General features: G+C 68.1%; 29 protein-coding genes. 20 read left to right on the forward strand and 9 right to left on the reverse strand.

Annotated features, from left to right (window positions below; genetic code table 11):
• Positions 1-64 precede the first annotated feature (64 nt).
• The 14 genes from ABL308_11925 to ABL308_11990 all read left to right on the forward strand — a co-directional run bounded on the left by ABL308_11925 (position 65) and on the right by ABL308_11990 (position 12,535).
• The gene (locus ABL308_11925; protein XBQ15654.1) at positions 65-277 is read left to right on the forward strand and encodes a hypothetical protein; all 213 of its coding nucleotides are present in this window, start codon (positions 65-67) and stop codon (positions 275-277) included.
• A 240-nt stretch (positions 278-517) separates the two neighbouring features.
• Positions 518-652, forward strand: coding sequence for a hypothetical protein (locus ABL308_11930; protein XBQ15655.1), 135 nt, complete (start codon positions 518-520; stop codon positions 650-652).
• A 57-nt stretch (positions 653-709) separates the two neighbouring features.
• Positions 710-1,690, forward strand: coding sequence for an NADPH:quinone reductase (locus ABL308_11935; GenBank protein XBQ15656.1), 981 nt, complete (start codon positions 710-712; stop codon positions 1,688-1,690).
• Between the two features lie 158 nt (positions 1,691-1,848).
• Positions 1,849-3,126, forward strand: a complete 1,278-nt coding sequence (eno, locus tag ABL308_11940) for a phosphopyruvate hydratase (protein ID XBQ15657.1) — start codon at positions 1,849-1,851, stop codon at positions 3,124-3,126.
• 391 nt (positions 3,127-3,517) lie between these two features.
• Positions 3,518-3,829 carry a septum formation initiator family protein gene (locus ABL308_11945; GenBank protein XBQ15658.1) on the forward strand — a complete coding sequence of 104 codons (312 nt, stop codon included), beginning with the start codon at positions 3,518-3,520 and terminating at the stop codon, positions 3,827-3,829.
• A 131-nt stretch (positions 3,830-3,960) separates the two neighbouring features.
• On the forward strand, positions 3,961-4,974 hold the full coding sequence (pdhA, locus tag ABL308_11950; GenBank protein XBQ15659.1) for a pyruvate dehydrogenase (acetyl-transferring) E1 component subunit alpha: 1,014 nt from the start codon (positions 3,961-3,963) through the stop codon (positions 4,972-4,974).
• 3 nt (positions 4,975-4,977) lie between these two features.
• Positions 4,978-5,379, forward strand: coding sequence for an MAPEG family protein (locus tag ABL308_11955; protein XBQ15660.1), 402 nt, complete (start codon positions 4,978-4,980; stop codon positions 5,377-5,379).
• Positions 5,380-6,834 (forward strand): pyruvate dehydrogenase complex E1 component subunit beta, encoded by a 1,455-nt coding sequence (locus ABL308_11960; protein XBQ15661.1) that lies wholly within the window; start codon positions 5,380-5,382, stop codon positions 6,832-6,834. It begins immediately after the preceding gene.
• A 4-nt stretch (positions 6,835-6,838) separates the two neighbouring features.
• On the forward strand, positions 6,839-7,123 hold the full coding sequence (locus tag ABL308_11965) for a DUF5076 domain-containing protein (GenBank protein XBQ15662.1): 285 nt from the start codon (positions 6,839-6,841) through the stop codon (positions 7,121-7,123).
• Positions 7,124-7,134: 11 nt separating this feature from the next.
• Entirely contained in the window at positions 7,135-7,581 is a 447-nt protein-coding gene (locus ABL308_11970; GenBank protein ID XBQ15663.1) for a hypothetical protein, read from the forward strand.
• Positions 7,578-7,988 carry a hypothetical protein gene (locus tag ABL308_11975; protein ID XBQ15664.1) on the forward strand — a complete coding sequence of 137 codons (411 nt, stop codon included), beginning with the start codon at positions 7,578-7,580 and terminating at the stop codon, positions 7,986-7,988. The genes ABL308_11970 and ABL308_11975 overlap by 4 nt, the downstream gene beginning before the upstream one ends.
• A 22-nt stretch (positions 7,989-8,010) precedes the next feature.
• A complete protein-coding gene (locus ABL308_11980; GenBank protein ID XBQ15665.1) occupies positions 8,011-9,444 on the forward strand; it encodes a pyruvate dehydrogenase complex dihydrolipoamide acetyltransferase in 1,434 nt (477 codons plus the stop codon).
• An 83-nt stretch (positions 9,445-9,527) separates the two neighbouring features.
• Positions 9,528-11,033, forward strand: coding sequence for an Asp-tRNA(Asn)/Glu-tRNA(Gln) amidotransferase subunit GatB (gene gatB, locus ABL308_11985; protein XBQ15666.1), 1,506 nt, complete (start codon positions 9,528-9,530; stop codon positions 11,031-11,033).
• Positions 11,034-11,071: 38 nt separating this feature from the next.
• Positions 11,072-12,535, forward strand: a complete 1,464-nt coding sequence (locus ABL308_11990) for a mechanosensitive ion channel domain-containing protein (GenBank protein ID XBQ15667.1) — start codon at positions 11,072-11,074, stop codon at positions 12,533-12,535.
• On the opposite strand, the gene ABL308_11995 is transcribed toward ABL308_11990, so the two are convergent.
• Positions 12,532-12,744 (reverse strand): helix-turn-helix transcriptional regulator, encoded by a 213-nt coding sequence (locus ABL308_11995; protein ID XBQ15668.1) that lies wholly within the window; start codon positions 12,742-12,744, stop codon positions 12,532-12,534. The genes ABL308_11990 and ABL308_11995 overlap by 4 nt on opposite strands.
• Positions 12,741-13,181: a hypothetical protein gene (locus ABL308_12000; GenBank protein ID XBQ15669.1), complete on the reverse strand. Its 441-nt coding sequence runs from the start codon at positions 13,179-13,181 to the stop codon at positions 12,741-12,743. Before ABL308_12000 ends, ABL308_11995 begins: the two co-directional genes overlap by 4 nt.
• A 64-nt stretch (positions 13,182-13,245) precedes the next feature.
• Here ABL308_12000 and ABL308_12005 point away from each other — a divergent pair, with 64 nt between their 5' ends.
• Positions 13,246-13,368, forward strand: a complete 123-nt coding sequence (locus ABL308_12005; protein ID XBQ15670.1) for a hypothetical protein — start codon at positions 13,246-13,248, stop codon at positions 13,366-13,368.
• 4 nt (positions 13,369-13,372) lie between these two features.
• Here ABL308_12005 and ABL308_12010 read toward each other — a convergent pair whose 3' ends face one another.
• Together ABL308_12010 and ABL308_12015 are read right to left on the reverse strand one after the other, a co-directional pair.
• Entirely contained in the window at positions 13,373-13,786 is a 414-nt protein-coding gene (locus ABL308_12010; GenBank protein XBQ15671.1) for a hypothetical protein, read from the reverse strand.
• 2 nt (positions 13,787-13,788) lie between these two features.
• Positions 13,789-14,739, reverse strand: coding sequence for a 2-oxoglutarate and iron-dependent oxygenase domain-containing protein (locus ABL308_12015; GenBank protein XBQ15672.1), 951 nt, complete (start codon positions 14,737-14,739; stop codon positions 13,789-13,791).
• Between the two features lie 139 nt (positions 14,740-14,878).
• Here ABL308_12015 and ABL308_12020 point away from each other — a divergent pair, with 139 nt between their 5' ends.
• Entirely contained in the window at positions 14,879-16,339 is a 1,461-nt protein-coding gene (locus ABL308_12020; GenBank protein XBQ15673.1) for a hypothetical protein, read from the forward strand.
• A 179-nt stretch (positions 16,340-16,518) separates the two neighbouring features.
• Positions 16,519-16,791 (forward strand): hypothetical protein, encoded by a 273-nt coding sequence (locus ABL308_12025; protein XBQ15674.1) that lies wholly within the window; start codon positions 16,519-16,521, stop codon positions 16,789-16,791.
• A 9-nt stretch (positions 16,792-16,800) separates the two neighbouring features.
• On the opposite strand, the gene ABL308_12030 is transcribed toward ABL308_12025, so the two are convergent.
• On the reverse strand, positions 16,801-17,529 hold the full coding sequence (locus ABL308_12030) for a polysaccharide biosynthesis/export family protein (GenBank protein ID XBQ15675.1): 729 nt from the start codon (positions 17,527-17,529) through the stop codon (positions 16,801-16,803).
• Between the two features lie 86 nt (positions 17,530-17,615).
• On the opposite strand from ABL308_12030, the gene ABL308_12035 reads away from it, so the two are divergent.
• Genes ABL308_12035 through ABL308_12045 form a run of 3 tightly spaced genes read left to right on the forward strand, consistent with a single transcriptional unit; the run spans position 17,616 to position 21,027 of the window.
• A complete protein-coding gene (locus tag ABL308_12035) occupies positions 17,616-19,103 on the forward strand; it encodes a Wzz/FepE/Etk N-terminal domain-containing protein (protein ID XBQ15676.1) in 1,488 nt (495 codons plus the stop codon).
• Positions 19,104-19,147: 44 nt separating this feature from the next.
• Positions 19,148-19,762 (forward strand): hypothetical protein, encoded by a 615-nt coding sequence (locus ABL308_12040; GenBank protein XBQ15677.1) that lies wholly within the window; start codon positions 19,148-19,150, stop codon positions 19,760-19,762.
• Complete coding sequence (locus ABL308_12045) at positions 19,759-21,027, forward strand: O-antigen ligase family protein (GenBank protein ID XBQ15678.1); 1,269 nt, start codon at positions 19,759-19,761, stop codon at positions 21,025-21,027. Before ABL308_12040 ends, ABL308_12045 begins: the two co-directional genes overlap by 4 nt.
• On the opposite strand, the gene ABL308_12050 is transcribed toward ABL308_12045, so the two are convergent.
• Genes ABL308_12050 through ABL308_12065 form a run of 4 tightly spaced genes read right to left on the reverse strand, consistent with a single transcriptional unit; the run spans position 20,994 to position 25,049 of the window.
• Positions 20,994-21,914, reverse strand: a complete 921-nt coding sequence (locus ABL308_12050; GenBank protein XBQ15679.1) for a glycosyltransferase family A protein — start codon at positions 21,912-21,914, stop codon at positions 20,994-20,996. The genes ABL308_12045 and ABL308_12050 overlap by 34 nt on opposite strands.
• Positions 21,911-22,678, reverse strand: a complete 768-nt coding sequence (locus ABL308_12055; GenBank protein XBQ15680.1) for a polysaccharide deacetylase family protein — start codon at positions 22,676-22,678, stop codon at positions 21,911-21,913. Before ABL308_12055 ends, ABL308_12050 begins: the two co-directional genes overlap by 4 nt.
• Positions 22,675-23,598: a glycosyltransferase family 2 protein gene (locus ABL308_12060; protein ID XBQ15681.1), complete on the reverse strand. Its 924-nt coding sequence runs from the start codon at positions 23,596-23,598 to the stop codon at positions 22,675-22,677. The genes ABL308_12055 and ABL308_12060 overlap by 4 nt, the downstream gene beginning before the upstream one ends.
• Positions 23,595-25,049: a lipopolysaccharide biosynthesis protein gene (locus ABL308_12065; protein ID XBQ15682.1), complete on the reverse strand. Its 1,455-nt coding sequence runs from the start codon at positions 25,047-25,049 to the stop codon at positions 23,595-23,597. Before ABL308_12065 ends, ABL308_12060 begins: the two co-directional genes overlap by 4 nt.
• Positions 25,050-25,073: the final 24 nt, after the last annotated feature.

A 25,073-nucleotide genomic window follows, 5' to 3' on the forward strand; every position in this document is an offset into this window, starting at 1 on the left:
GTGGATGCAGGCTCGCGGTCTTTTCCCTCACCACAAGGGGACGGGAAGAGCGTTTGGTGCTTTCATGAAACTCCCCCGCATCCTCATACCCGCCTTCGGGCTTGTTGCGATCGCTGGCGCGGCGCTGGCCTCGGGCCGGTTCGGCGAGGGCGGGCTTCAGCTCGCGATCGGGATCACGCTCCTGGTGACCGGCGCGCTGGGCGTTCTGAACACCATCTTCTTCACCCGCCTCAAGGCGAGCCTCGACAGGATGGTCGAGGAGCGGAAGGGCGAGTAGACGCTTGCGCCGCGCGGCGGATCGATCAATTCTCCTTTCAGGAGAAAATGATTGTGCTCGGACACCATATTCAACTCGGGCGAGACGCGCTCCACACCCTGTCTATTGGCGCGGCAGGATACGCCTTGTTCGGCGGAGCTGACCTCGCCGTCTCTACCGCCTATATTGGTGTGGCTGCAGCGTTGCATTTCGCAGCGCACGGGCTGATCGGTCTTGGCCGCGCTTTGGAGGGCGCCTCCGATGGACGCGAACGCGATTGAATGGATCATGGCGTTCACGCTGATGGGCGTGGCGGTCGGTGTGATCGCCGTCTACGCCGTGTCGGTCCGACGCCAGCGCGATGCGCTCGAACGCAGGCGCGGCGACCGGGACTGACCCCCTCGACATCGCCTGCTACCCGCGCCACGCTTCGCTCAGCGAACGGAGCGAGCCATGCGGGCGATCTGGTATGACGAGCAGGGGCGGGCGGCCGATGTGCTGACCCTCGGCGAGATCGAGCCGGCCGAGCCCGGGCCCGGCGAGGTCGCGGTGCGCATCGCCGCGTCGGGCGTGAACCCCTCCGACGTGAAACAGCGCGCCGGCGCGCGCGGGCCGATGAACGTGGCGCGGCAGATCCCCCATTCCGACGGCGCGGGGGAGATCGAAGCGGTCGGTGAAGGCGTCGACACCGCGCGGATCGGCGAGCGGGTCTGGCTTTACAACGCCGCTTTCAGGCGCGCCGGCGGGACCTGCGCGGAAACCTGCGTGCTGCCGTCAGACTTCGCCGTGACGCTGCCGCAGGGCACGGAGTTCATTCACGGTGCGGCGCTGGGCGTTCCGGCGATGACGGCGCATCGTGCGCTCACCTGCGCAGGGCCGGTGATGGGCGCGAGCGTGCTGGTCACGGGCGGGGCGGGGTCTGTCGGCAATGCGGCGATCCAGCTGGCCAGATCGATGGGCGCGGCGCGCGTGATCACGACCGTGTCGAGCCCGGAAAAGGCCGAAGCGGCCTGGACCGCCGGGGCGGATGAGGTGATCGACTACACCGCCCAGGACGTCGTCGAGGCGGTGCGCGCCGCCACGGACGGCCAGGGCGTCGATCATGTCGTCGAGGTCGAGTTCGGCGGCAATCTGCGCGCCTCGGCGGAGATCCTGAAACCGCACGGCTCGATCGCGGCCTACGGCAGCGAGGCCGAACGCACGCCCGAGCTCGATTTCTATCCGCTGATGTTCCGAAACGCGTCGATCCACACCGTGTTCGTCTACCAGCTGACGCTCGAACGGCGCGCGCGGGCGGCGTTTGAGATCACCCGCGCACTGAAGGACGGCGCGCTCACCCCGCTGATCGACCGCACCTACGCGCTGGAAGACTGCGTCAGCGCGCATGAGCGGGTCGAGGACGGCAAGATCGGAAGCGTGGTGGTGGAGGTTTAGGGGGCGGAGCCGCCGACGCCCCTGCCGTCCCGGCGCGCCGACAAATCCGGCCCGGGCGCCGCGCCGCTTTGCGTTTTTCGCGGTCTCCGCTATCACCCGCGCGAGCATTCCTGATCGGGGCGATCGCCCCGCCTCACACCGCGCCCCGGGGACCATCCATGACCGCCATCGTCGACATCGCCGCCCGTGAAATCCTCGACAGCCGGGGCAACCCGACAGTGGAGGTGGACGTCACCCTTGAAGACGGCGCGATGGGCCGCGCGGCGGTGCCTTCGGGCGCTTCGACGGGCAAGCACGAGGCGGTTGAAAAGCGCGACGGCGGCGAGCGCTATGGCGGCAAGGGCGTGCAGGAAGCCGTGCGCGCGGTGGAAAGCGAAATCTTCGAGGCGATCGCGGGCATGGAGGCCCAGGACCAGCGCAAGATCGACGAGGCGCTGCTGGACGCCGACGGCACCGAGAACAAGGCCAATTTCGGCGCGAACGCGATCCTGGGCGTGTCGCTGGCGACCGCGAAGGCCGCTGCGCTATCCGCCGGGCTGCCGCTCTACCGGTATGTCGGCGGGGCGAACGCGCGCATCCTGCCCGCCCCGATGATGAACATCCTCAACGGCGGCGCACACGCCGACAACCCGGTCGATTTCCAGGAATTCATGATCATGCCGACCGGCTTCGACCGCTTCTCCGAAGCGCTGCGCGCCGGCGCGGAAATCTTCCACGCCCTGAAAAAGCAGCTCAAGCAGGACGGCCACAACACCAATGTCGGCGACGAGGGCGGGTTCGCCCCGGACCTCAAAAGCGCCGAGCACTGCCTGGATGTGATCATGTCCGCGATCGGCGCGGCCGGCTACACGCCCGGCGAGAACGTGTTCCTGGCGCTCGACGTCGCCTCCACCGAGTTCTTCAAGGGCGGCAAGTACGTCATGGAGTGCGCGGGCCGCACCGAGGACAGCGAGGGCTTCGCGAAATACCTCAAGGCACTCGTCGGCGCCTATCCGATCGTCTCCATCGAGGACGGCATGGCGGAGGACGACTGGGACGGCTGGCGCGTGCTGACCGAGATGCTGGACGGCGAATGCCAGCTGGTCGGCGACGATCTGTTCGTGACCAATCCCGACCGTCTGGCGCGCGGCATCGGCGAGGGCGCGGCCAACGCGCTTCTGGTCAAGGTCAACCAGATCGGCACGTTGTCGGAGACACTGGACGCGGTCGAAATGGCGCTGCGCGCCGGCTACGGCGCGGTGATGAGCCACCGCTCCGGCGAGACCGAAGACGCGACCATCGCCGACCTCGCGGTGGCCACGAACTGCGGTCAGATCAAGACCGGCTCGCTGGCGCGCGCCGACCGCACCGCGAAGTACAACCAGCTTCTGCGCATCGAAGCCGAACTCGGCTCGGCGGCCGTCTACGCCGGGTCGAGCGCCATCGCGGCGGGGTAGGGGGCAGACCTCCCACAAGTCACGATCCGTCGCGCACCCCACCCCGACCCTCCCCTCAAGGGGAGGGAGGGAGGACGGTTCGGTGCAAGATAAAATCCGACCGCCTGGCCCGGCTTATCGATCGTGCTGTCAGTCACCGCGCCTCCACGACACTCCCTCCCCCCCCCTTGGGGGAGGGTCGGGGTGGGGGAGGCCTTGCAATCGGGCGAGACCTTGGGCGCTAGCGCTCGTTCGGAGGGCGTCCGCCCGGTCAATCGGAGCGCCGCTGTAGCGCCGAATCATCGCGATATTCGCGCGGGACTCGATTCGCTCTAACGCTTCCTTTACCGCGCCGGGCCTAAGGTCTCCCCACGAACGATCCGCAAAAGGCGGGCGGTGGATGGAGACGGGCATGAACGCGCTGAAGCGGTTCATTCCCCTTGTGGGGTTTCTTCTGGTGATCGCCTTTCTGGGCGCTCACGCCCTGACCGGCGAGCAGGGCCTGCGCAACCGCATGGCCCTGGACGCCGATCTGGCGGCGAGCCGCGCCGAGCTCGAGCGCTTGCGCGGCGTGCGCCTGCAGATGGAAGACCGCGTGGCCCGGCTCGACGAAAACGGCGAGGGCGTGGACGTCGATTACCTCGAAGAGCGCGCCCGCGCCGTGCTGCGCTTCGCCCATCCCGATGAAATCGTGGTGACGATCGACCGCTCCGGCGCGCGCTGATCGGCCCTGACGCTTCGATATTTCGCAAGCGCAGCAATTCCTGCCTCTTGCGGCCTTGCGAGAACCCCTGTTAAACGCTCGCGCAGCGTAAACAGGGAGCGCGGACAATAACTTGTTCGCGTGTGAACTAAATGGCCGCGCGCAAGTCCGCCGCTTCGAAATCCTCCAGGTCGAGCCTTCCCGTCAGCAAGGATCAGCTCCTGAAATGGTATGAGGACATGCTCCTCATCCGCCGTTTCGAGGAGAAGGCCGGCCAGCTCTACGGCATGGGCCTGATCGCCGGGTTCTGCCACCTCTATATCGGCCAGGAAGCCGTGGTCGTGGGCGTGCAGGGCGCGCTCGAAGACGGCGACCAGGTCATCACCGGGTATCGCGACCACGGCCACATGCTGGCCACCGGCATGACCGCGAACGGCGTGATGGCCGAGCTTACGGGGCGCGAGGGCGGCTACTCCAAGGGCAAGGGCGGGAGCATGCACATGTTCTCGCGCGACAAGCAGTTCTTCGGCGGCCACGGCATCGTCGGCGCCCAGGTGCCGATCGGCGCAGGCCTCGCCTTCGCCAACAAGTACAAGGGCAACGGCAAGGTCAGCGCGACTTATTTCGGCGACGGCGCGGCCAACCAGGGCCAGGTCTACGAGGCCTTCAACATGGCCAAGCTCTGGGACCTGCCGGTGATCTTCATCATCGAGAACAACCAGTACGCCATGGGCACTTCGGTCAAGCGCGCGAGCTCGGAGACCCATCTGTGCAAGCGCGGCATCAGCTTCGGCATTCCCGGCGAGGAAGTCGACGGCATGAACGTGGTCGAGGTCTACGAGAAATCGAAAAAGGCCGTCGAGCACGCCCGCTCGGGCAAGGGGCCGTTCATTCTCGAGATGAAGACCTATCGCTATCGCGGTCACTCCATGTCCGATCCGGCGAAGTACCGCACGCGCGACGAGGTCAATCAGTACCGCGACACCAAGGACCCGCTCGATCTCGCCCGCAAGCTGATCCTTGAGCAGGGCTGGGCGGACGAGGACGCGCTGAAGGATCTGGACAAGTCCATCAAGAAGGTCGTCAACGAAAGCGCCGACTTCGCCAAGGAGAGCCCGGAGCCCGATCCGTCCGAGCTCTACACCGACGTGCTTGTGGAGGGATAAGTCATGACCCTCGACGCCAGCCTTCTCGTCCTCGCCGTCCTGATCTTCATCGTGCAGGTGATGGTTCAGGGCGTGTTCTCCAATCTCGAACACAAGCCCGGGGAACTGCTGGGCCCGCGCGATAACCTGACCGACGGCGCGCTCGCGGGCCGGGCCAAGCGCGCGAACCAGAACATGATCGAGGCGCTGTGGATGTTCGCGCCGCTGATGCTGGTGGCGATCATGCTCGACCGCACCAACGAGATGACCGCACTCGGCGGCTGGCTGTTCGTCGCCGGCCGGGCCGCCTACGCCCCGCTTTACTGGTTCGGCGTGCCGGTGCTGCGCACGCTGGCCTGGGTCGCCGCGCTCGCCGGGGTCGTCCTGGTTCTTCTTCAAGTCCTTCCGTTCACCGGAGCCGCCTAGATGCCCATCGAAGTGCTGATGCCCGCCCTGTCTCCCACCATGGAGGAGGGCACGCTGGCGAAATGGAACGTGAAGCCGGGCGACCAGGTCAGCTCCGGCGACGTCATCGCCGAGATCGAGACCGACAAGGCGACGATGGAAGTCGAGGCGGTCGAGGAAGGCCGGGTCGGCAAGCTGCTCGTCGAGGAAGGCGCTGAAGGCGTGAAGGTCAACGCCCCGATCGCCCTTCTGCTCGAAGAGGACGAGGACGAAAGCGCGCTCGACGATTACGCTCCGGGCGGCGAGGCGAAGACCGCCGACACCGCTCCGGCGAAAAAGCCCGACGCGAAGAACGACGAGATCGACACAGGCGACAAGGGCGCCAAGCCGGATTCCACCCCCGCCGAGCCGCAGAAGCGCTCGCAGGCGGAGGGATCGAAGTCGTCAGGCTCGCCGGTGGGTGATGACCCAGAGATTCCCTCGGGCACGAAGATGGTCGAGATCACCGTGCGCGACGCCCTGCGCGACGCCATGGCCGAGGAGATGCGCGCCGACGAGCGCGTCTTCGTCATGGGCGAGGAGGTCGCCGAGTATCAGGGCGCCTACAAGGTCACCCGCGAGCTGCTGCAGGAATTCGGCGACCGCCGCGTGGTCGACACGCCGATCACCGAGCACGGCTTCGCCGGCCTGGGCGTCGGTGCGGCGTTCGGCGGGCTGAAGCCGATCGTCGAGTTCATGACCTTCAATTTCGCCATGCAGGCCATCGACCAGATCATCAACTCGGCCGCCAAGACGCTGTACATGTCCGGCGGCCAGATGGGCTGCCCGATCGTGTTCCGCGGCCCTAACGGCGCGGCCAGCCGCGTCGCCGCCCAGCACAGCCAGGATTATTCCAGCTGGTACGGCCATGTACCCGGCCTGAAGGTGATCGCGCCCTATGACGCGGCCGACGCCAAGGGCCTTCTGAAGGCCGCTATCCGTGATCCCAACCCGGTCGTCTTCCTTGAACACGAGCTGATGTACGGGGAGACCTTCGAGATCCCCGACGTAGAGGACTGGGTCCTTCCCATCGGCAAGGCGAAGATCCGCCGCCAGGGCTCTGACGTGACGATCACGGCGCATTCGCGCATGGTCGGCTTCGCGCTTCAGGCGGCTCAAAAGCTGGCCGAAGACGGCATCGAGGCGGAGGTCATCGACCTGCGTACGATCCGGCCGCTGGACACCGAAACGGTCGTCAATTCGGTGAAGAAGACCAACCGCATCGTCTGCGCCGAAGAAGGCTGGGGCCGCATGGGCGTGGGTGCGGAGATCGCCGCGGTCGTCACCGCGGAGGCCTTCGATTACCTGGACGCCCCGCCCGCCCGGGTGCATCAGGAAGACGTGCCGCTGCCCTATGCGGCGAACCTTGAAAAGCTCTCGCTGCCGGGCGTGGACAAGATCGTGAAGGCGGCGAAAGCCGTCTGCTACGCGGAGTAGGGCGATGACCGACGACGCGCCCGAAGGCCCGCCGGAGAACGCCTACCCGTTCTTCCTCGCCTTCCGCACCAAGGACGGCGAGATCGGCGTGCAGCTCGACCCCGAGGCGATGGAGGGGCCGGGCCATGCCGGCGTGCTGCTGGCCGATTTCGCGCGCCACTTCGCCATGGCGTTCGCGCAGACCGGCAAGGCGTCGAGCCCGGACGCCGCGCTCGATGAAATACTGGACCTCTTCGAAGCTGAGCTGGAAAATCCCACCGACGCCCCGCGCGGCGGGATATCCAACTGAGGGAGGCGAGGGTGACCGAGGCTGAAATCCTGGAGTTGTTGAGCGAGGGCACGGCGAACGTGCTGGGTCTCGTGTCGATCTACTTCACGGTCGTCTCGGCCTATATCGCGGCGCTGTACTACTTCCTGCACCGCGCGCCCTTCCTGATGAAATGCGTCGCGCTGATCATGCTGTCGGGCGCCTTCCTGTTCCTGGGTTTCGCTGCGGTCGGCATCGAGCGCACGCTGGCGGGGCTGTTCTTCGCGCTGTCCGCCATCCCGGACGAGGCGCGCGCCGCCCTGCCGCCCGACAACGCCGAGCTTTTGTATTTCGGCGCCGAAGCGGTGCTTGCGAACGCCTACGAGTACGCCGTGTGGCTGGGCTGGGGCGTGGCGGGGCTGGTCTATCTGACCATGGTCTACCTCACCTTCCTGCACCGCTGGGCGCGGCGCGAGCCCGTCGAGGGAGCGCGGTCATGACCGAAGCCGACGTCATCGAGCAGATGGTGGAGTACCAGAACATCCTGCTGCTGGGCGTGTCGGTCTTCTTCACCGTGATTTCGGCCTATGTGGTGGCGGTCTGGGCCTTCCTGCGCCATGCCGGATTCGCGCTCCGGGCCTTCAGCTTCTTCTTCCTGACGCTCACCACGGCCTTCCTCGCCAGGGTCGCCTATGGCAGCCAGCAGATCCATGACGGCTTCGTCGAGACGCTGATCGACATCGAGCGCACCACAGGCCTGTCGCCGACCGGCCGGGCTGCGCTCAACAACGCGCTCAGCGGTCTCGACGGCGTCATCCAGCAGTCGATGTTCTTCGCCGTGATCGTCGTTTACATCGGCCTGTTTTTCCTCACCTTCTTCGCGCGTTCGACCCTGAAGAACGCCTGACCCGCTCACCGGAGCCCGCCTGATGCCCATCGAAGTCCTGATGCCCGCCCTGTCGCCCACCATGGAGGAGGGTACGCTTTCGGCCTGGCTCGTGAAGGAAGGCGATCAAGTCAAATCCGGCGACGTCATCGCCGAGATCGAGACCGACAAGGCCACCATGGAGGTCGAGGCGGTCGACGAAGGCGTGATGGGCAAGATCCTCGTGCCCGAAGGCAGCGAAGGCGTGGCGGTCAACGCGGTCATCGCCCTGCTGCTCGAAGAGGGCGAGGATGAGAGCGCGCTCGAGGGCGCGGGTGGTGGCTCCACCCCACCCCGGCCCTCCCCTCAAGGGGAGGGAGGGAAGTCGAGCGCAGCCTCCGGAGCGAACGCTTCTAGCGAGTCCCAGAGCCCTAAATCCGGCGGTTCAGCATCTTCTCCCTCCCCCTCGGGGGAGGACCGGGGAGGGGGGAGCAGCGCTTCAAAAGACAGCGCCGCCAAGGCCCCGCCAGCGCCTCAATCGGACAGCGGCGAGCGCATCAAGGCCTCCCCGCTGGCGCGCCGTCTGGCCGCTAACGCGGGGATCGCGCTTGGGGACATCGAGGGCTCCGGCCCGCGCGGGCGCATCGTCAAGCGCGACGTGGAAGCGGCGAAGTCGGACGGCGCGGCGAAGCCTGCGAAACAGGAAGATCACGCCGGCGCGGGCGCTTCGCCCAGCGCGCCGGCCGTCGAAGCGCCCAGGGCGAAGGTCGACGAGGCCGAGCCGCTGGCGCGTTACGGCATCGCCTCGGATCGCTACGAAATCAAGAAGGCTGACGGCATCCAGAAGATCAGCGCCAAGCGGCTGAGCGAGAGCTTCCGCGACGTGCCGCACTTCCCGCTGAACGTGGATTGCCGGCTCGACGCGCTTCTGAAATTCCGCAAACAGGTCAACGACAAGGCGCCTGACGGCGTGAAGGTGTCGGTCAACGACATCCTCATCAAGGCCTCGGGTCTGGCGCTGAAGAAGGTGCCCGAAGCGAACACCAGCTGGATCGAGGACGGCCGCGTCGCCTGGCACAGCCACGCCGATGTCTCGGTCGCCGTGGCGATCGAGGGCGGGCTCATCACTCCGATCATCGCCGACGCCGATCAGAAGGGCCTCGCCCAGATCAGCGCGGAGATGAAGGACCTCGCCGCACGCGCCCGTGACCGCAAGCTCAAGCCCGAGGAATACCAGGGCGGCACGTTCTCGCTGTCCAATCTGGGCATGTTCGGGATCAAGTCCTTCGCCTCGATCCTGAACCCGCCCCAGGGCATGATCCTGTCGGTCGGGGCGGGCGAGGAACGTCCCATGGTGATCGACGGCGCGCTGGCCAAGGCGACCGTGATGACCGTCACCCTGACCTGCGATCACCGGGTCGTGGACGGCGCAACCGGCGCGCGCTGGCTGCAGGCGTTCAAGGGCTTCATCGAAGACCCGATCACGATGCTGATGTAGCGGGCGCGGCGCCTGCTTGACGCGGCCGCGTGAAGGCTCAAGAACACACGCAGACCTGACCGTTTTCCCGCAAGGACGCCGCCATGCCGCTCGACGACACCGATCACAGCTACCGCCTGCCCGGCGCGACCGGGGACTGGGAGATCGTGGTGGGGCTCGAAGTCCACGCCCAGGTCAAATCGAACGCGAAGCTGTTTTCCGGCGCGGCGACCGAGTTCGGCGCCGAGCCGAACACCCAGGTCAGCCTGGTCGACGCGGGCATGCCGGGCATGCTGCCGGTCATCAACAAGGCGTGCGTGGCCCAGGCCGTGCGCACCGGGCTGGGGCTGAACGCGCAGATCAACCGGTATTCGCGCTTCGACCGGAAGAATTATTTCTATCCCGACCTGCCGCAGGGCTATCAGATCAGCCAGTTCGCCCATCCGATCGTGAGCGAGGGCGAGATCGAATGCGAGCGCGACGACGGCTCGCGTTTCGTGGTGGGGATCGAGCGCCTGCATCTCGAGCAGGACGCGGGCAAGTCGATCCACGATCTCGATCCCAACGCCACCTATGTGGATCTGAACCGCTCCGGCGTGGCGCTGATGGAGATCGTCTCGCGTCCCCACGTGCGCAGCCCCGGCGACGCGGCGGCCTATGTGCGCACGCTGCGCACGATCCTGCGCTATCTCGACACCTGCGGCGGGGACATGGAGAAGGGCCAGATGCGCGCGGACGTGAACGTGTCCGTGTGCAAGCCCGGCGCGTACGAGAAATTCCGCGAGACCGGCTCGTTCAGCCATCTGGGCACGCGCTGCGAGATCAAGAACGTGAACTCGCTGCGCTTCATCATGCAGGCGATCGAGTACGAGGCGAAGCGCCAGATCGACATCATCGAAGACGGCGGCAAGATCCAGCAGGAGACCCGGCTGTTCGACGCAAACACGGGCGTGACCCGCTCCATGCGGTCGAAAGAAGAAGCCCACGATTACCGCTACTTCCCCGATCCCGATCTGCTGCCGCTGGAACTGGAAGAAAGCTTCGTCGACGACATCAGGGCGAACCTGCCCGAGCTGCCGGCGGAAAAGCGCAAGCGCTTCGTCTCCGAGCTGGGCCTGTCGGAATACGACGCCTCGGTGCTGGCGTCGGACAAGGACCGCGCGGACTATTTCGAGGCCGTGATCGAAGGCCGCGACGCCAAGCTCGCGGCGAACTGGGTCAATAACGAGCTGTTCGGCCGGCTCAACAAGGAAGGCCTGTCGATCACCGAGAGCCCGGTCAGCCCGGCCCAGCTCGGCGGGCTCGTCGCGCTGATTGAGGACGGCACGATCTCGGGCAAGATCGGCAAGGACGTGTTCGAGATCCTGTGGAGCGAAGGCGGCGACCCGGCGAAGATCGTCGAGGACCGCGGCATGAAGCAGGTCACCGACACCGGCGCGATCGAAAAGGTCGTCGACGACCTCATCGCGGCGAACCCCGAACAGGCCGCCCAGGTCAAGGAAAAGCCCAAGGCGATGGGCTGGTTCGTCGGCCAGGTGATGAAGGCCATGCAGGGCAAGGCCAACCCCCAGGCGGTCAACGAGATCCTTCAGAAGAAGCTCTTGGGGTAGGCCCGGCTTGCCGCAGCTGCCGATCCGCGTAACTCTTCATGCTCCGAACAGATTTCGACGAGCGTGATTTGAGACAGGAAACGCCCGCAGAGGACGCTGCACCGGCGCCGCAAGACCGTGTCGGGCTGGAATCGGCGCTCACCGAAATCGTCCCCGTCGACGAGATCGCGCCGCGGCTCGAGCACCTTCTGCGCTGGATCGAAGCCGAGGTTCTCAATCTCGAGGTCGCCGTTCAGCTCGGCCTGGTGGCCGCCGCGATCATTCCGGCGCTGATCTTCGGGCCGAGGCTGAAGAAACTTCTTCAGGCGGCCACGAAGAAGCGCTTCGAGATCGGCGTCGCCCGTCGCCTGCTTTCAGCGCTGCTGGCGTTGATGACGCCGCTGGCGCTCTACGTGGTGCTGACGCTGATACGGGTCGTGCTCGGCTCGATCGATCATCCGGTGGAGATCGTCTCGGCGGCGATCTCGCTTATGACCGCCTGGCTGATCATCCGGGCGGTGACGCTGATCATTCGCTCGAAATTCTGGTCCAACGTCGCCTTCTACCTGGCCTGGCCGATCGCGGCGCTGGACGTGTTCGGCCTGCTCGACGACGTGATCGTTCAGCTGCAGGCCCTCGCCATACCGCTGGGCGAAACCGACGAGGGTGAGCCGGTCAGCCTGAGCCTGCTCGACGTGCTCCGGACGCTCATTTATTTCGCCGTGCTGTTCTGGCTGGCGAGCTTTGCGACCCGTGCGATCAACCAGCAGCTCGACAAGGCCGAGGAGCTGAGCCCCGCCTTCAAGGCGCTGATCTCAAAGACCCTGGGCATCCTGCTGCCCGTTCTGGCGCTGCTGATCGCGCTTCAGATGACGGGCTTCAATCTCGCCACGCTGGCGATCTTTTCCGGCGCGGTCGGCATCGGCGTGGGCCTGGGCCTTCAGCGCACCGTGTCGAATTTCGCCGCCGGGTTCACGCTTCTGGCCGACAAGTCGATCAAGCCCGGCGACGCGATCTCGCTGGACGGCACGTTCGGCTGGGTGACGGGCATGCAGTCGCGCTACGTGTCGATCCGCACGCGGGACGGCACGGAGATGCTGATCCCGAACGACCACTTCATCACCAACGGGGTGATCAATTGGTCGCGGTCCGACCGGGTCGTGCGCCTGCACGCGCCATTCGGGGTCAGCTACGGCCAGCGCGATCTCAAGCTCGTTCAGAAGATCGCGCAGGACGCCGCGCGGACCGTGAACCGGGTCGTGCCCGACAAGGACCCGGTCTGCAACGTGATGGAGTTCGGCGACAGCTCGGTGAATTTCGATCTGCGCTTCTGGATCACCGATCCGCAGAACGGCCTGGCGAACGTCACCAGCGACGTCTACCTCGCCGTCTGGGAGGCGCTGCATGAAAACGGCGTGGAGATCCCGTTCCCGCAGCGCGACGTCTATATCAAGCAGGCCCCCGAGATCCGCATGGCGGGCGGGTCTGCGGAGGCGGCTGGCTCAGAGTCGCCAACTGACTAATCCGGCTCGAGAAAAAACACCTCCTCCACGCTCCGGCCCAGCGCCCGCGCAATCTTGAGCGCGAGCAGGGCGGAGGGGGTGAAGACGGCGTTCTCCACCGTGTTGATCGTCTTTCTGGTCACACCGACCGCGGCGGCGAGTTCGGCCTGGGTCAGGCCCGCTTCGGCACGCAGTGCTTTCATGCGGTTGCCGAGGCGCTCGGCGCTCATTCCTCTCCCTCATGCCGGCTGTCGAACCAGACATAGGCGCCCAGATACCCCGCGACCGCCAGGCCGGTGAGCGCCTTGAGCAAGAGCTGACCGTCGATGCCGAAATTCGTCGCCGTCATCGCTAGCACGACGCCGACGGTGACGATCCAGAACCCCGCCTCGCCGGCGCGCGCCCTGGCGCGCTGCGCCCACTCGTCGCTCAACACGTCGTATACGCCGAGGCGTTTTGCGCGCCATGTCTGCCCGAGCACGACGAAGAGGGCGATGACCCAGATCGCAAAACCGATGATCGAGACGAGCCGGGCCAACTCCGAGATCTCGCCTCCGATCTGCGCCGATCCGGCCAACCCGTCGCCGCTCTGCCAGAGGAAGAACCCGGCAGCGTTCAGCACGAAGAGAACGCGAATTTGTGCGTTGAGCTTGTCAGCGAGGTCCATCTCGGCTCTCCCCTGAATGTAACTGGCAGGTTACTTTCTGCGCTATCTGCGAGGTAACGTCAAGGTGACATATGCCAGTTTTCCGGTCACCGCGCTGATCGCCGTGATCCTGGTGGGTATGGGGCTTCTGGTGACCGGCTTCATCCTGCAGGCGCGCCGCTGGCGAAAGCCCAGGCGAAAGCGTTGACCGCTCAGCCCCTGGCCAGTCCGGACTGGCCGTGCGCCAGCACGAACAGGAAGGCGCCGGTTCCGATCGCGAGCAGCAGATCGAAGGGCGCAGGCGGGAGAACGCCTGTGGTCGAACCGAGCACCGAAAGCCCGCCGGCGACCAGCACAGCGCCGATCGCGCCGTAGAGCGCCCTCAGGGTGACCGCGCGCGAAGCCGGTTCGGTCATCACGTCGAGCGCTTTCGATGCGCGCCCTTGCAGGATCGCGCCTGCGAGCAGGATCGCGCCGACGATAAACACGCCCATGCCGATCCCTGAGACGAGGAAGGCGAGCGGGCCCGCTCCGGACGCCGCCTCTCCGGCGCGCCAGGCGATGACGCCCGCACCGGCGAGTCCGGCGCTGAGCGCGATACGTCGTCTGAGCGCGGAGGCGTCCACCGCTACATCAGGCCGATCTCGCGCAGCCGCTCTTCGAGATAGGCGTGCGCGGTGATGGGCTCGGGATAGCGGTTCGGGTTCGCCTCGGTGACGCAGCCGGGCAGGGTCTCGATCAGGAAGTCCGGATTGAAGTGCAGGAAGAACGGCGTGGAATAGCGGGGGAACTTCATCCGCTCGGCGGACGGATTGACCACCCGGTGGGTCGTCGAGGGCAGCACGTTATTGGTCAGCCGCTGCAGCATGTCGCCGATATTGATGACCAGCGCGCCTTCGGGCGGCTGGACGGGCAGCCAGTCGCCGGACTTGGTCTTCACCTGAAGCCCGGCTTCTTCGGCGCCGAGCAGCAGCGTGATCACGTTGATGTCCTCATGCGCGCCAGCGCGCACGCCGTTCGGCTCGCCTTCGATGGGCGGGTAGTGCAGCAGGCGCAGCACGGAGTTGCCGTGATCGACCGTGCCGGCGAACCAGTCCTCTTCCAGCCCGAGATCGCGCGCGATCGCCTTGAGCAGCACCGCGCCCATCTCGTCGAGCGCGTCGTAGAGCGCCTTCGTGCTTTCATCGAAGCGGGCGATCTCGCTGACCGCCATGTTCGCCGGCATGACCTCGGCGTAGGGGTGACCTTCGGGAAGGTCCCGGCCGCGATGCCAGAATTCCTTGAGATCCTTCGCCGCCATGCCCTTGGCGTTCTCGGTGGCGAACGGGGTGTAGCCGCGCTGGCCCGCGCCGGCGGGATCGAAATAGGCGCGCTTGGCCGCTTCGGGCAGCGCGAAGAAGGCCTTGGTGTCTTCCAGTGCGCGATCGATCACGCCGGGATCGACCGGATGGTCGCTCACCACGGCGAAGCCGGTCTCCCGGAAGCTGCGGCCGAGCTCGCGGGCGAAGGCGTCCGGATCGCGCGCAGCGAGCGCGAAGGAGACGGGGCGAAGGGTGTCGGAAAGCACGGTGTCGGTCATGAGGGGTGTTTACGCCGCCCGCCTAGTAAGGTGAAGCGGTCCTGTTCAGGCCGGATCGTCGCAGGTGCAGCCCGCGCCGCTCTTCCTCATGCGCCGCCATGCGTCTAACGTGAGGCGAGGGGTGGTTGAGGGGACGACCATGACGCGCTCACGCAGCAGCGGGGCGAGCTATAGCGTGCGCTATGGAGCGCGCGATCCCTTCCTTGCGCCCTTCCCAAACAAGATCGTCTACGCGCTCTGGCGGCTCCTTATCGCGGTTCTGCGCCCGGCGATCTTCCTGGTGTTGCTGACCGGTGCGGCCGTATTCGGCTGGCGGACGGTCGAGGGCGCGCCTATGTCCATGCAGCGTCCAGACCTCGCCGAGCGGGTCGACGCCGCCTTCGCGGCGTCCACGCGCGCGCCTTACGCCGACTGGGTCGCGATGATGGAGGATGCGCTGGCGCCCTCGCGCGCCGCGCCCGATCTCGCGCTCGCCCGGTCGGTCGCGGCGAGCTATCCCGCGCTCGCAGGGCGGGAGGCGCTGGCGCTGGAGATCCTCGGCGAGACCGGGGTGAGGCGAAAACTCATCGAGGCCGATCTTAGGGCGCTGCCCGCCTGGCGGCGCGAGCGGGCGCTGCGCGAGGTGATCGAAGCGCGCCTCGACGAGGGCGATCGCGCCGGTCACGATCCGGCCGCGCTCATTTTCGCACCGGCACGGATCCACACCCGGCTCGATCGGTCCGGCCGGCTTTACCGGGCCGCGGCGCGCGACGCTGAAGCCTGGTTCGTCGAGCCCGGCGACCGGGCGCTCGTGCTCGCCGCAACGCCGGGGCTGGACGGGCCGGGCGTCATGTTCGGCGATGTGCGCGATCTGGTTCTGCAGGGCTGCGCGCTGGCGCGTACGAGCCGGACCGAGGTCGCCGGCTGCGCCGCAGCGCCCCCCACCGACTCCGATCCGGCCCGCGCGGTGCTGGCCCTGCTCGCAGCAGGGCTCGACGGCGAAGCGCAGATCGGAGCGCGGATCCTGAAGGCCGCCGCTTTCACCGGTGAAGCTGACGCGGCGTTTCTCGAAAGACTGCTTCTCGGGCGCGACGCGACGCTGGGCCGCGAAGCGATGCTCGCGGCGTCCATGCCGGTTCTGACCGAGGCGCGCGACGCGCACACTCAGCCTGCGCGCCATGAAGCAGCAGCCGCGCTGGCCGCCGGCGAGTATCAGCGCGCGGTGCGCGTTCGCGAACGCGAGGCGGTTTTGCTGGCGCTGTCCGAAGTGCGCCGCAACGAGGGCGCGGTCGCCGCGGTGCGCGCCGCAACGCTGCTGCGCCGGCCTGAGGACGCCGAAGCGCTCGCGGAAATTTCCCGTGTAACCGAAGGCCGGCTGCGTGCGCTCATCGAGCTTCAGGGCGCGGACGTGTTCGGTCTCGCCCGTGCGCCTGACCTTCCGCGGCGGGCGGCCGCTCCAGACCGTGAGGCGATGATCGCCCTGGCCTTGCTGGGCGCGGCTTTCGCCTTCGTGCTCTGGGTTCTGATCGCAGGGCTGATCCGGTCCCGAGGCGGTGCGCCGGGCCTGTTCGAACGGGTGGACGCCAGCGCCACCCGGTTAATCCTGGGTAGGAATATCTAACGAAAATAAACGGTTAAAAGGCATTATTCCTGATTCGGATTAACCCTGCGCTTACCCCCCCCGCGTCAAAGTCCTTCTCGTACGCTTCAGACCGAAAAGGCGATTGGCGTGCATGGTGGGACGCGGCGGAGACGAGGAGGAAACCTCCCGGTTCGCCGCCAAGGCAAGGGACGACGATCATGGCTTTCACCGACGTGGAAACCGCTCAGGCGCACGACGCGGTCAATCTGGACCCGACCGGCGAGGATCTGTGCAAGCTGGGCCTTCTGTATTCGACCGGCCAGTGCGGCGTGGTCGACTTCGTCGAGGCGCACAAATGGTTCAATCTCGCCGCCCTGATGGGCAGCGAGCCGGCCAAGCACTATCGCAGCGAAGTCGCCGCCGACATGGACCCTGACGACATCAAGGCGGCGCTCAGCGCGGCGCGCGAATGGCTCTCCACGCGTCACTAGGCGCATAGGTCACTCGCTGTTGAACAGGCGGTCGGCCAGGGCGTAGCTGAAGGCCGCGTCCACCGGCAGGATGCCGCGCACGTACTGATCGAGGAAATCGTTGATCTCGGCGATGGTCGAGCGCGGCACGAAAACGATGTCGTGCCGGGCGAGGGGGACGAGATCGGCGTTGCGGCCGTCCAGCGCGGCGGCCAGATCGACCGTGCGCAGCATGACGCCGCCGTTTTCCGCACGGCGCAGCACCGCGACCTCGCGGCGGCGTGACCGCGGCGTTGGCCCGCCTGCGAGCATGACCGCTTCAAGCACGCCGGTGCGTGCGTTGGGAAGTTCGATAGGCCCGGGGGTTCCGACCTCGCCGCCGACGATGATGGTCTGCGAGCCGAAGCTTTCGGGGCGCACCTCCACGATCGGATCGCGCAGCACGGACGAATATCGGCTCGCGATCGCGCGGGCGGCTTCCGGCGCGCTCAGTCCTGTCACGGCGACCCCGCCAACGAGCGGCAGATTGACCCGCCCGTCCGGCCCGATCTCCCGTACGCCGGAAAGCTCGGGCGCGGTGTGCACCGTCACCTCGATCGTATCGCCAGGATAGAGCCGGTAGGCCGGCGCGCTCTCGCTCCAGGGCTGGAACCGCGAAGGCTCGAAGCCGCGCCGGGGCGGCTCCGGCGCACGGCTGGAACAGGCGCTTGCGAACAGCGCCGCCAGGACCAGAACGGCGTCGCGTCGGTTGAGGGTCATGCACCGCCTCGAAAATACTTGCGTTCAAGATACCTCGGCCGGTTTCGGCTAAGAAAAAATTAAGCGCGTCCGGGCCAGATGCGGACATGAACGACCGCGGGGCTCAGTCCGGGGCCGGCGAGCCCCATGCGCGCGCCGAAACGCGCGAGCTCGACCTGTTCGACCTCGCCGCCTTCGTCTGGACGAAAAAGCTCCTCGCCATTCTCGTCACCGTGCTGGTCTTCGTTCCCGCGGCGGTCCTGGCCTGGTTCGCGCTCGAACCGGTCTGGCGCGCGGAGAGCCGGCTGCTCGTCATTCTCGACCAGAGCGATCTGACCCCGGGCGCTGCGGGGTCGGGCGGCGCGTTCACGCTCGATCAGGTCATGCAGTCGGAGACCGAGATCCTCAATTCCGACGCGGTGCGCCGCCGGGCGCTCGAAGCGCGGACCGGCGCTGCCGACCCCCGGGCCGTCGCGGCGCTGCGCGAAGGGTTCGCGGTCAGCCGCGCGCCGAACGCCAGCGTCCTGTCGGCGAGCTTCGAGGGCGATACGCCCGAAGGCGCGGCGAACACGCTCAACGCCCTCATCGACGCCTATCTCGCCTATCGGGTCGAGCTTCTGGTCGGCGGCCCCGAGGGCGCGGTCGAAGGCCGGCTCGCCGCCGCGGAGGCCGAGGCCGCCCGCGCCGAGCAGGCGCTGCGGGTGTTCCTCAACGCCAACAACATCGCCGATTTCGAGACCGAACGTCAGGCCGTGCTGCAACGCATCGCCGATCTGCAGGCCCGTACGCTCAGCGCCGAAGCCGAAGCCTCGCAGGCGCGCGCCTTCGCCGCTTCGCTGAACGATCGGCTCAGAGAAATCCCGCAGGAGATCGCGCTCTACGTCGAGAACTCGGTGACCGGGCGCTTGCTCGATCTCGAGGTCCGGCGCGAGGAGCTTCTGTCGCGCTACCTGCCCGACGCGCCGCCCGTCCAGACCGTCGATCGGGAGATCGCCGCGCTGCGCGCCTTCATCGACGCGGGCGGGGCGGACGGCCGGGGCCAGACCCGCACCGGGATCAATCCGATCTGGCAGGAACTCGAGCAGGAGCGGCTGCAGCAGGACGCGTTTGCACGCGGTCAGGAACGCCTCGCCGCTGCGCTGCAGATCCAGCTCCGCGACGCGCGCGCCGAGGCCGATCGCCTACGCGGCCTTGCCCCGGAACACGACCGTCTGGTGCGCGCGGCGACGGCCCGCGCCGGCGCTGCCGAGCTTCTGTCGGTCGAAGCCGCCGACGCTTCGGCGCGCCGCAACGCCCCGCCCGGCGCGGCGGACGCTGTGCGGGTCGTCGAGCGCGCTGCGCCGCCCGCACGCCCGGATTCGCTGCGCAGGCCGGCCGTCATGGCGGCCTTCGTCTTCGCGCTGGGGTGCGGCGTATTCGTGGCGCTGCTGGCGGGCTATCTCGACCATCGCAGTGCGACCGGAACCGCCCCGCAGGGCCCGGATCGTCCTGGGCGGCGCGATCAGGCCCGGCGCACGGACCGGGCCGGTCCGCCGGCGCGCCACCTGCCCGTGCTCGCCCGTCTCGGCGAAGCGCAGCCGTCAGCGCACCGTTAACCAAGGCGCAATACGCTGACCAGCGAACGACGGGGAGCGGCCGGTTGCGCACGCATGATCTCGAGACCGAACTGAGCGGGCTGGCCCGCCGCCTCACGGGCGGCGCGGACGGGCGCGCGGTCATGGTCGCGCCGGTCTCCGAGGGCGCGGGCGCAAGCACCGTGGCTGCGGCTCTGGCGCACGCCGCCTGCCGGGAGACGGGCCGTCCCACCTGGATCATTGATCTTGATTTCTCAGCAAATACACAGGCCTCGCGGGCAAAGCTCAACTGCCAGGCCTATGCCGGCGAGCTCGGCGGTGACCGCTTCTGGCGCGTCGCGCCAGAAGGCGCAGGCCGGCTCGCGCTCAGGCGCTGCGAAGATGCGCCGGTTTTCATCAGCGAGTTTCAGAGAAAGCCCGGCGCAGTGAAACGGGTCACCTTTCACGGGTCATCGGCATGGTGGACGCGGGCGCGCCAGTCCTGCGGCCTCGTGCTCGTCGACGCCCCGTTCGGTTCGGCGGCCGCCCCTGCGCTGGCGGCCGATCTTGACGGCGTCATTCTTGTCGCCGACGCGCGCGGCAGCCGCCGGTCTGAGGCAGAACGGCTGACCGAGCGGATCGAGGAGGCGGGGGGCCGGGTGCTCGGCGTCGTGGTGAACCGCGCGCCGGAGCGGCGATGACCGCCGCCGAGCTGTCCGCCCGCTGGCGCGGCGCGGCTCCGCAGCTGGCGTTCTGGCCGCTGCTCGAGGCCGGGATCGCGCTCATCTGCCTGCTTTTGTATTCGAACGCGCTGATCGCGCCGCTGCTGGCCGATCCGGCCGACCCTGAAGGCTCGGCGGTGCTGCGGCTCGTCTGGCCGCCGGTCTATCTCGCAACTCTCGGCCTCATCGCGCTGAGCCCGGCGCGGGTCTGGCGCACTGCGCTCAGGGCCTGGCCGGTGCTGGTTCTCGCTGGGCTGGCGATCGTCTCGTCGGTGTGGTCGATCGATCCAGGCACGAGCGCGCGGCGCGGCCTCGCCGTGCTGATGACGGCGGTGTTCGGGCTCTGGCTCGCGGCGCGATACGACTGGCGCGATCTCATCCGGCTTCTGGCGGTGATGTTCGCAGTGCTGGCGATCGGCAGCTTCGTCGCAGGGGCGCTGTTTCCCGGCTTCGGGGTTATGGCCGAGGTTCATGTCGGCGCATGGCGCGGGCTGTGGTGGGAGAAGAACACGCTGGGCGCGGTGATGGCCTGGGCGAGCCTGTCGTTCTGCGCTGCGGCCGCCGCCGCGCCTGACGCCGTCGAGCGCCGGATCTGGCTCGGCTTCGTCGTGCTCGGCGTGGGGCTGGTGCTTCTGTCGACGTCCAAGACCGCGCTCGGCGCCTGTCTGATCTGCGTCGGCGGCCCGCTGGGCATCGCGCTCGCACGCCGCGGGTTCGGCTTCGCCGCGCTCGCGGTCTTCGCGCTGAGCTGCGGCGTCGCCGCGCTCGCGGGCGTTCTGATCGTCGGGCCGGGCGTCATTCTCGAAGCGCTCGGACGGGACGCCACGCTCACCGGCCGTACCGACATCTGGGCCGTGCTCACCGGGCAGATCGCCGAGCGGCCGCTCACCGGCTACGGCTACGGCGCGTTCTGGGAGGTGAAGGACGGGCCGGTGCACTGGGTGCGCCAGATCACCGCCTGGCCCGTGCCGACCGCGCACAACGCCTGGCTCGAAACCGCGCTGGCGGTCGGCGTGCCTGCGACGGTCTTCGCCGCCGTCACGGTTCTGACCGGGTTCGCCAAGGCGGCGGGCCGGTTGTTTGCGGGGATCGAGACCTACTGGGCGCTGCCCTTCCTGACCGCCTGGCTCGTGATCTCGATGACCGAAAGCGTGCTTCTGGAACAGAACGGGCTTGTCTGGCTTCTGTTGAGCGCGACGCTTGCGAAGCTCTACGCCGAGCGTTCCAGCCTGGCCACGCCGTAAAAGCGCGGAGCGGCGAGGTCGAACCAGACGAGCTTGCCTGCGCCCTGCGCCGCGCGGTCGATCATCGCCGCGCAGGCGCCCGCGCCGGCGAGGCGGGCGGGTGCAGCCAGCGCGCCGTAGATCGCCAGCTGAGCCGCGCCGACGATCATCCAGCCTGCAACGCCGAGCGGCCGGCCGAGATGGGCGGCGGTCTGCGACGGGCCCTGACCGTAAGCGAAGCTGCGCTTGAGGAGATGGGACCAGTTCGCCCGCGCGCCCTCGACATGCTCGACGACCTCCGCCTCGGCCGCCCAGGCGAACACAGCTCCGGCGTTTGCGAGAGCGGTGAACAGCCGGTCGTCCTCGCCGCCGGTCTCGTTGAGCGCGGGATCGAAGACGGGGTCTGGCAGGGCGAGCCGTGTCCGGTCGATCAGCGAATTGCCGCAGCCGAAAGGCTTGCCGATCTCGCCGGTTTCGAACGCCGGCCGCCGGTCGTAAAGTCGGCCGGCATAGGCCTTTACGAGCGCTGAGGCGTGATCGGGCGCTTCGGCGCTCACAGGGCCGAACACCACGTCAGCGCCGGTTTCGCGCCGAGCGTCGTCTAGAGCGGCGAGCCAGCCCGGCGAGGCGCTTTCATCGTCGTCGAGCTGGGCGACGAGATCGCCCGCCGCCGCGGCGAAGCCGGCGTTGCGCGCGTTCGCCACGCCGGGTTCTGGCGCATGCACGTAAGCGAGCGGGCAGGGCGCATGGACGGCCAGCGCCTCCACCACCCCGCGGGCGCTCGCTTCGGGCGCGTTGTCGGCGACCACGATTTCGTCCGGCGTTCTTGTCTGATTGAACACGCTTTCAAGCGCGCGTTTCAGGCTGTCGGGCCGTCTGAAAGTCGGGATGAGGACGGTGAGGCTCACTGCGCCGCCTCGATGGTTTCCAGCGCTCCGGCCATCGTGTCGACCTCGAAGCCGGCTCGGCGCACTGCGTCGCAGACGGTTTCGAGGAAGGCCGGCGTGCAGCCCCATTCGCTCGGGTTTTCGCGCACGTCATGGCCGAAGAAGATCAACCAGCCCGGGCTGAGCGCGGCGTCCTCGATATAGTCGAGCGCGCGCGCCAGGCCCGGCTCGCCGCCGTCCAGCGGCACGGCGTTCAGAAGGCCCCTGTCCGCGCCGGTCCGGTTCACGCCGGGGCGCACCCCGCGCAGGGCGCGGTAGGGCTTCAGAAGCGCCGATTTCAGGCCCGGCCGGGCTTCGCCGTAAGGAAAGGCGAAGGTGCGCGGCGGCGCCTTCACCCCGCCATGGCGCAGCCGGTCGCGATTGCGGCCGCAATCGGCGAGGGTGGCGGCCACCGGCGCGCCCCCGGCGTCGTCATGGGCGAAGGTGTGACAGCCGATTTCATGACCGGACGCCTCGAGCCGGGCGAGATCGGCGTCGGTGTGCATGGCCCCCAGATGCGTCGTCCGCTCGGTGAAGCCCGCAGCGGCGTAGAATGTGCCGCGCCAGCCGAAGCGTTCGAGAATCTCCGCGCCGGTGGTCGCGGCGCTTTGCGGCACGTCGTCGAAACTGAAACTCACGAGCGTGCGATCGAGCCGGTAGCTCAGCGGCGTCCGGTCGAGCGCGCGAGCCGCATAGCGGCGCAGCTTGCCGTGAAGCCCGGAAGGCGGGGTGTAGATCGCGTTCATCGTGAGAGACTCCGTGCCGCGACGCCGGCGCGATAGAGCTTGAGACCGGCGACCCTGAGCGCGACCGGGGCGAAGCCGGCGCGGGCCGCGATCGCGCCCGTAAGCCGGGCGAGCGGTCCGATCCTGAACCGGCGGACGGCCAGGGCGAGGCGCGCGCCGGGCCGCGCCGCGTAATCCGGGTGCCGATCCAGAAGCCGGGCGAAATTCGGGCCCGAGCGGGCGAACTTGGCGATCAGGCCCTCAACGCTTTCCAGCCCGGCATGGCCGGCGGGGTTGTCGACATGACCGGTGCAGGCGCGCGCCGCAAAGCTCAGCGCCCAGTCGACATCCTCCCAGCCCCAGCCCTCATAGCCCTCGTCGAAGAGGATGAAGGCGGAGGCGCGAACCGCGAGATTGGACGAGCAGATCGCCACCGGACCCGCCGTCTCACGCTCGGCCGCGCTGCGTACGTCGCTCGCGTGCGCCAAAGCGGCGTGGACTTTATGGGCGGGGCTTTCCGGCGCGACGGGCGCATAGCCGCCGAACAGGGCGTCGGCGCGAGCTTCGGCGATATGGTCGAGCCAACGCTGAAGGAAGCCCGGCTCGGTGCGCATGTCGGCGTCCAGAAACAGAAGCCATTCGCCGCGCGCCCGCGCCGCGAGCCGGTTGCGCGCGCCCGAGCGGCCGAAATTCACGCGGGCGACTACGAGGCGGGCTGGTGTTTCAACGCCTTGAACCGAAGTCTTTACTCGCTCTGTCAGCGCCGCATCGGGCGCGCCGTCGTCGAAGGCGACGAGTTCGACGCCTGACGGCGCGTCCGCGGCGAGTTGCTTGATGAGGCCGGAAGGATCGTCGCGGTGAAACGGGATCAGCACTGACAGGCGGATCGCTTCGGCGCCGGCGGCGGCAAGGTTGGCGTGTTCCTCGATGAGCGCGCTCATGCCTGCGCCTCCTTCGCGGGCGGACGCACGAGGCCGCCGAGCAGCGCGCGGCAGCCACCCGCGTCGAGCGCGAGCGCAGCCATCGCATAGACCCCCGCGCCGGCGGCCATCTTGAAGAGCAGCACGGCGAGGGCGGGCCCGGTCGAAGGGACGGCCGTCACGGCGAGCGCCATAACGCCGGTCGCCGCAGCGGCGCGCGCCCAGGCGCTGACCGGGATGGGCAGCGGGAAGATCCTCCGGCCATGGACCGCGCAGATGGTCAGAGCCGCAGCGTAGGCGAGCACAGTCGACGCCGCCGCGCCCTCGATGCCGAAGCGCGGCGTGAGGATCAGATTGAGGACGAGATTGAGCGCGGCCGCGCCGCTCATCACCAGCGCCATCAGGCGCGGCTTGCGCCCAAGCGTGTAGGCCTCGTGGAAATAGAAGGTCATCAGCCCGTTCATCAGGCCCGACAGCGCGATCCAGGGCACGATGCCGGCGGCGGGACCGGCGATCTCCGCGCCGATCAGCAGGTGCGCGGCGGGCTCGGCGACAAGAGCGAGGCCGGCTGCGGCGGGAAATCCGATGAGCGCCATCAGGCCTGCGGTGCGCCGCGCGACATCCTGGGCCGCGGCGCGGCCATGGTTTTCGAGTGCGAGGACGAGAAGCGGTGCGGTCGTCGTGCCCAGCCAGAGGAACACGATCGAAAGCGAACGATCCGCCAGCGCATAGCCCGCCGCGTAGGCCCCGGTGGACGCTTCACCCAGAAGCGCGGCGATCACGAACCGGTCGCCGGTCGACAGAAGCCCTTCGAAGATCAGAGAAACCGCCACGGGGCCGCCATAGGCGAGGAAGGCCGCCGCGCGCGGGGCGTCGGCGCGGTCCCTGCGGGCGCGGCTAAACAGGACCGGCGCGTCGATGACGAGCGCGATCGCGCCGGCCAGCGCCATGCCCGCGAACGGTCCCGCCGCGCCGAGCCCGCCTGCGGCGACGAAGATGACGCCGAGCGCGAAGCCGGCCGACAGGGTGAAGGTCTCGATGAGCGAATATCGCCAGGCCTGACCGCCTGCACGGCGGCTTTCAAGGCACAGGCTGAGCCCCGAGCGGATGATCGTGTGCGCCAGAGCAAAGCCGGCTGCGGCGCGCAAGGCAGGCTCGAAAGGCAGCAGCGCGATCGCCGCCGCGCCGAGACCGATCGCGGGCAGGGCGATGATCAGATAGAGCCGCGCCGCGGTGAACAGATGACCGGCCAGGCGGCCCCGGGCTGCCGCGCGGGCGTGATGGCGCGCAACGGCGGCGTCGATCCAGGTGAAGACCAGCGTGCCGGCGAGCGAGGCGGCCGCGAAGAGCAGGACATAGCGGCCGTATTCTTCGGGCGTGAGGATCCGGGTGAACACCGCGATCGCGCCGAAGCCGACCAGTGCCTGGGCGGCGTAGACGGGCAGATAGGCGATCAGGTGGCGGTTCAGCATGGATCGGTCCGGGCGGTTTCACGC

Origin of the sequence: Oceanicaulis sp. (assembly GCA_040112665.1) — a bacterium.
GTDB lineage: Bacteria > Pseudomonadota > Alphaproteobacteria > Caulobacterales > Maricaulaceae > Oceanicaulis.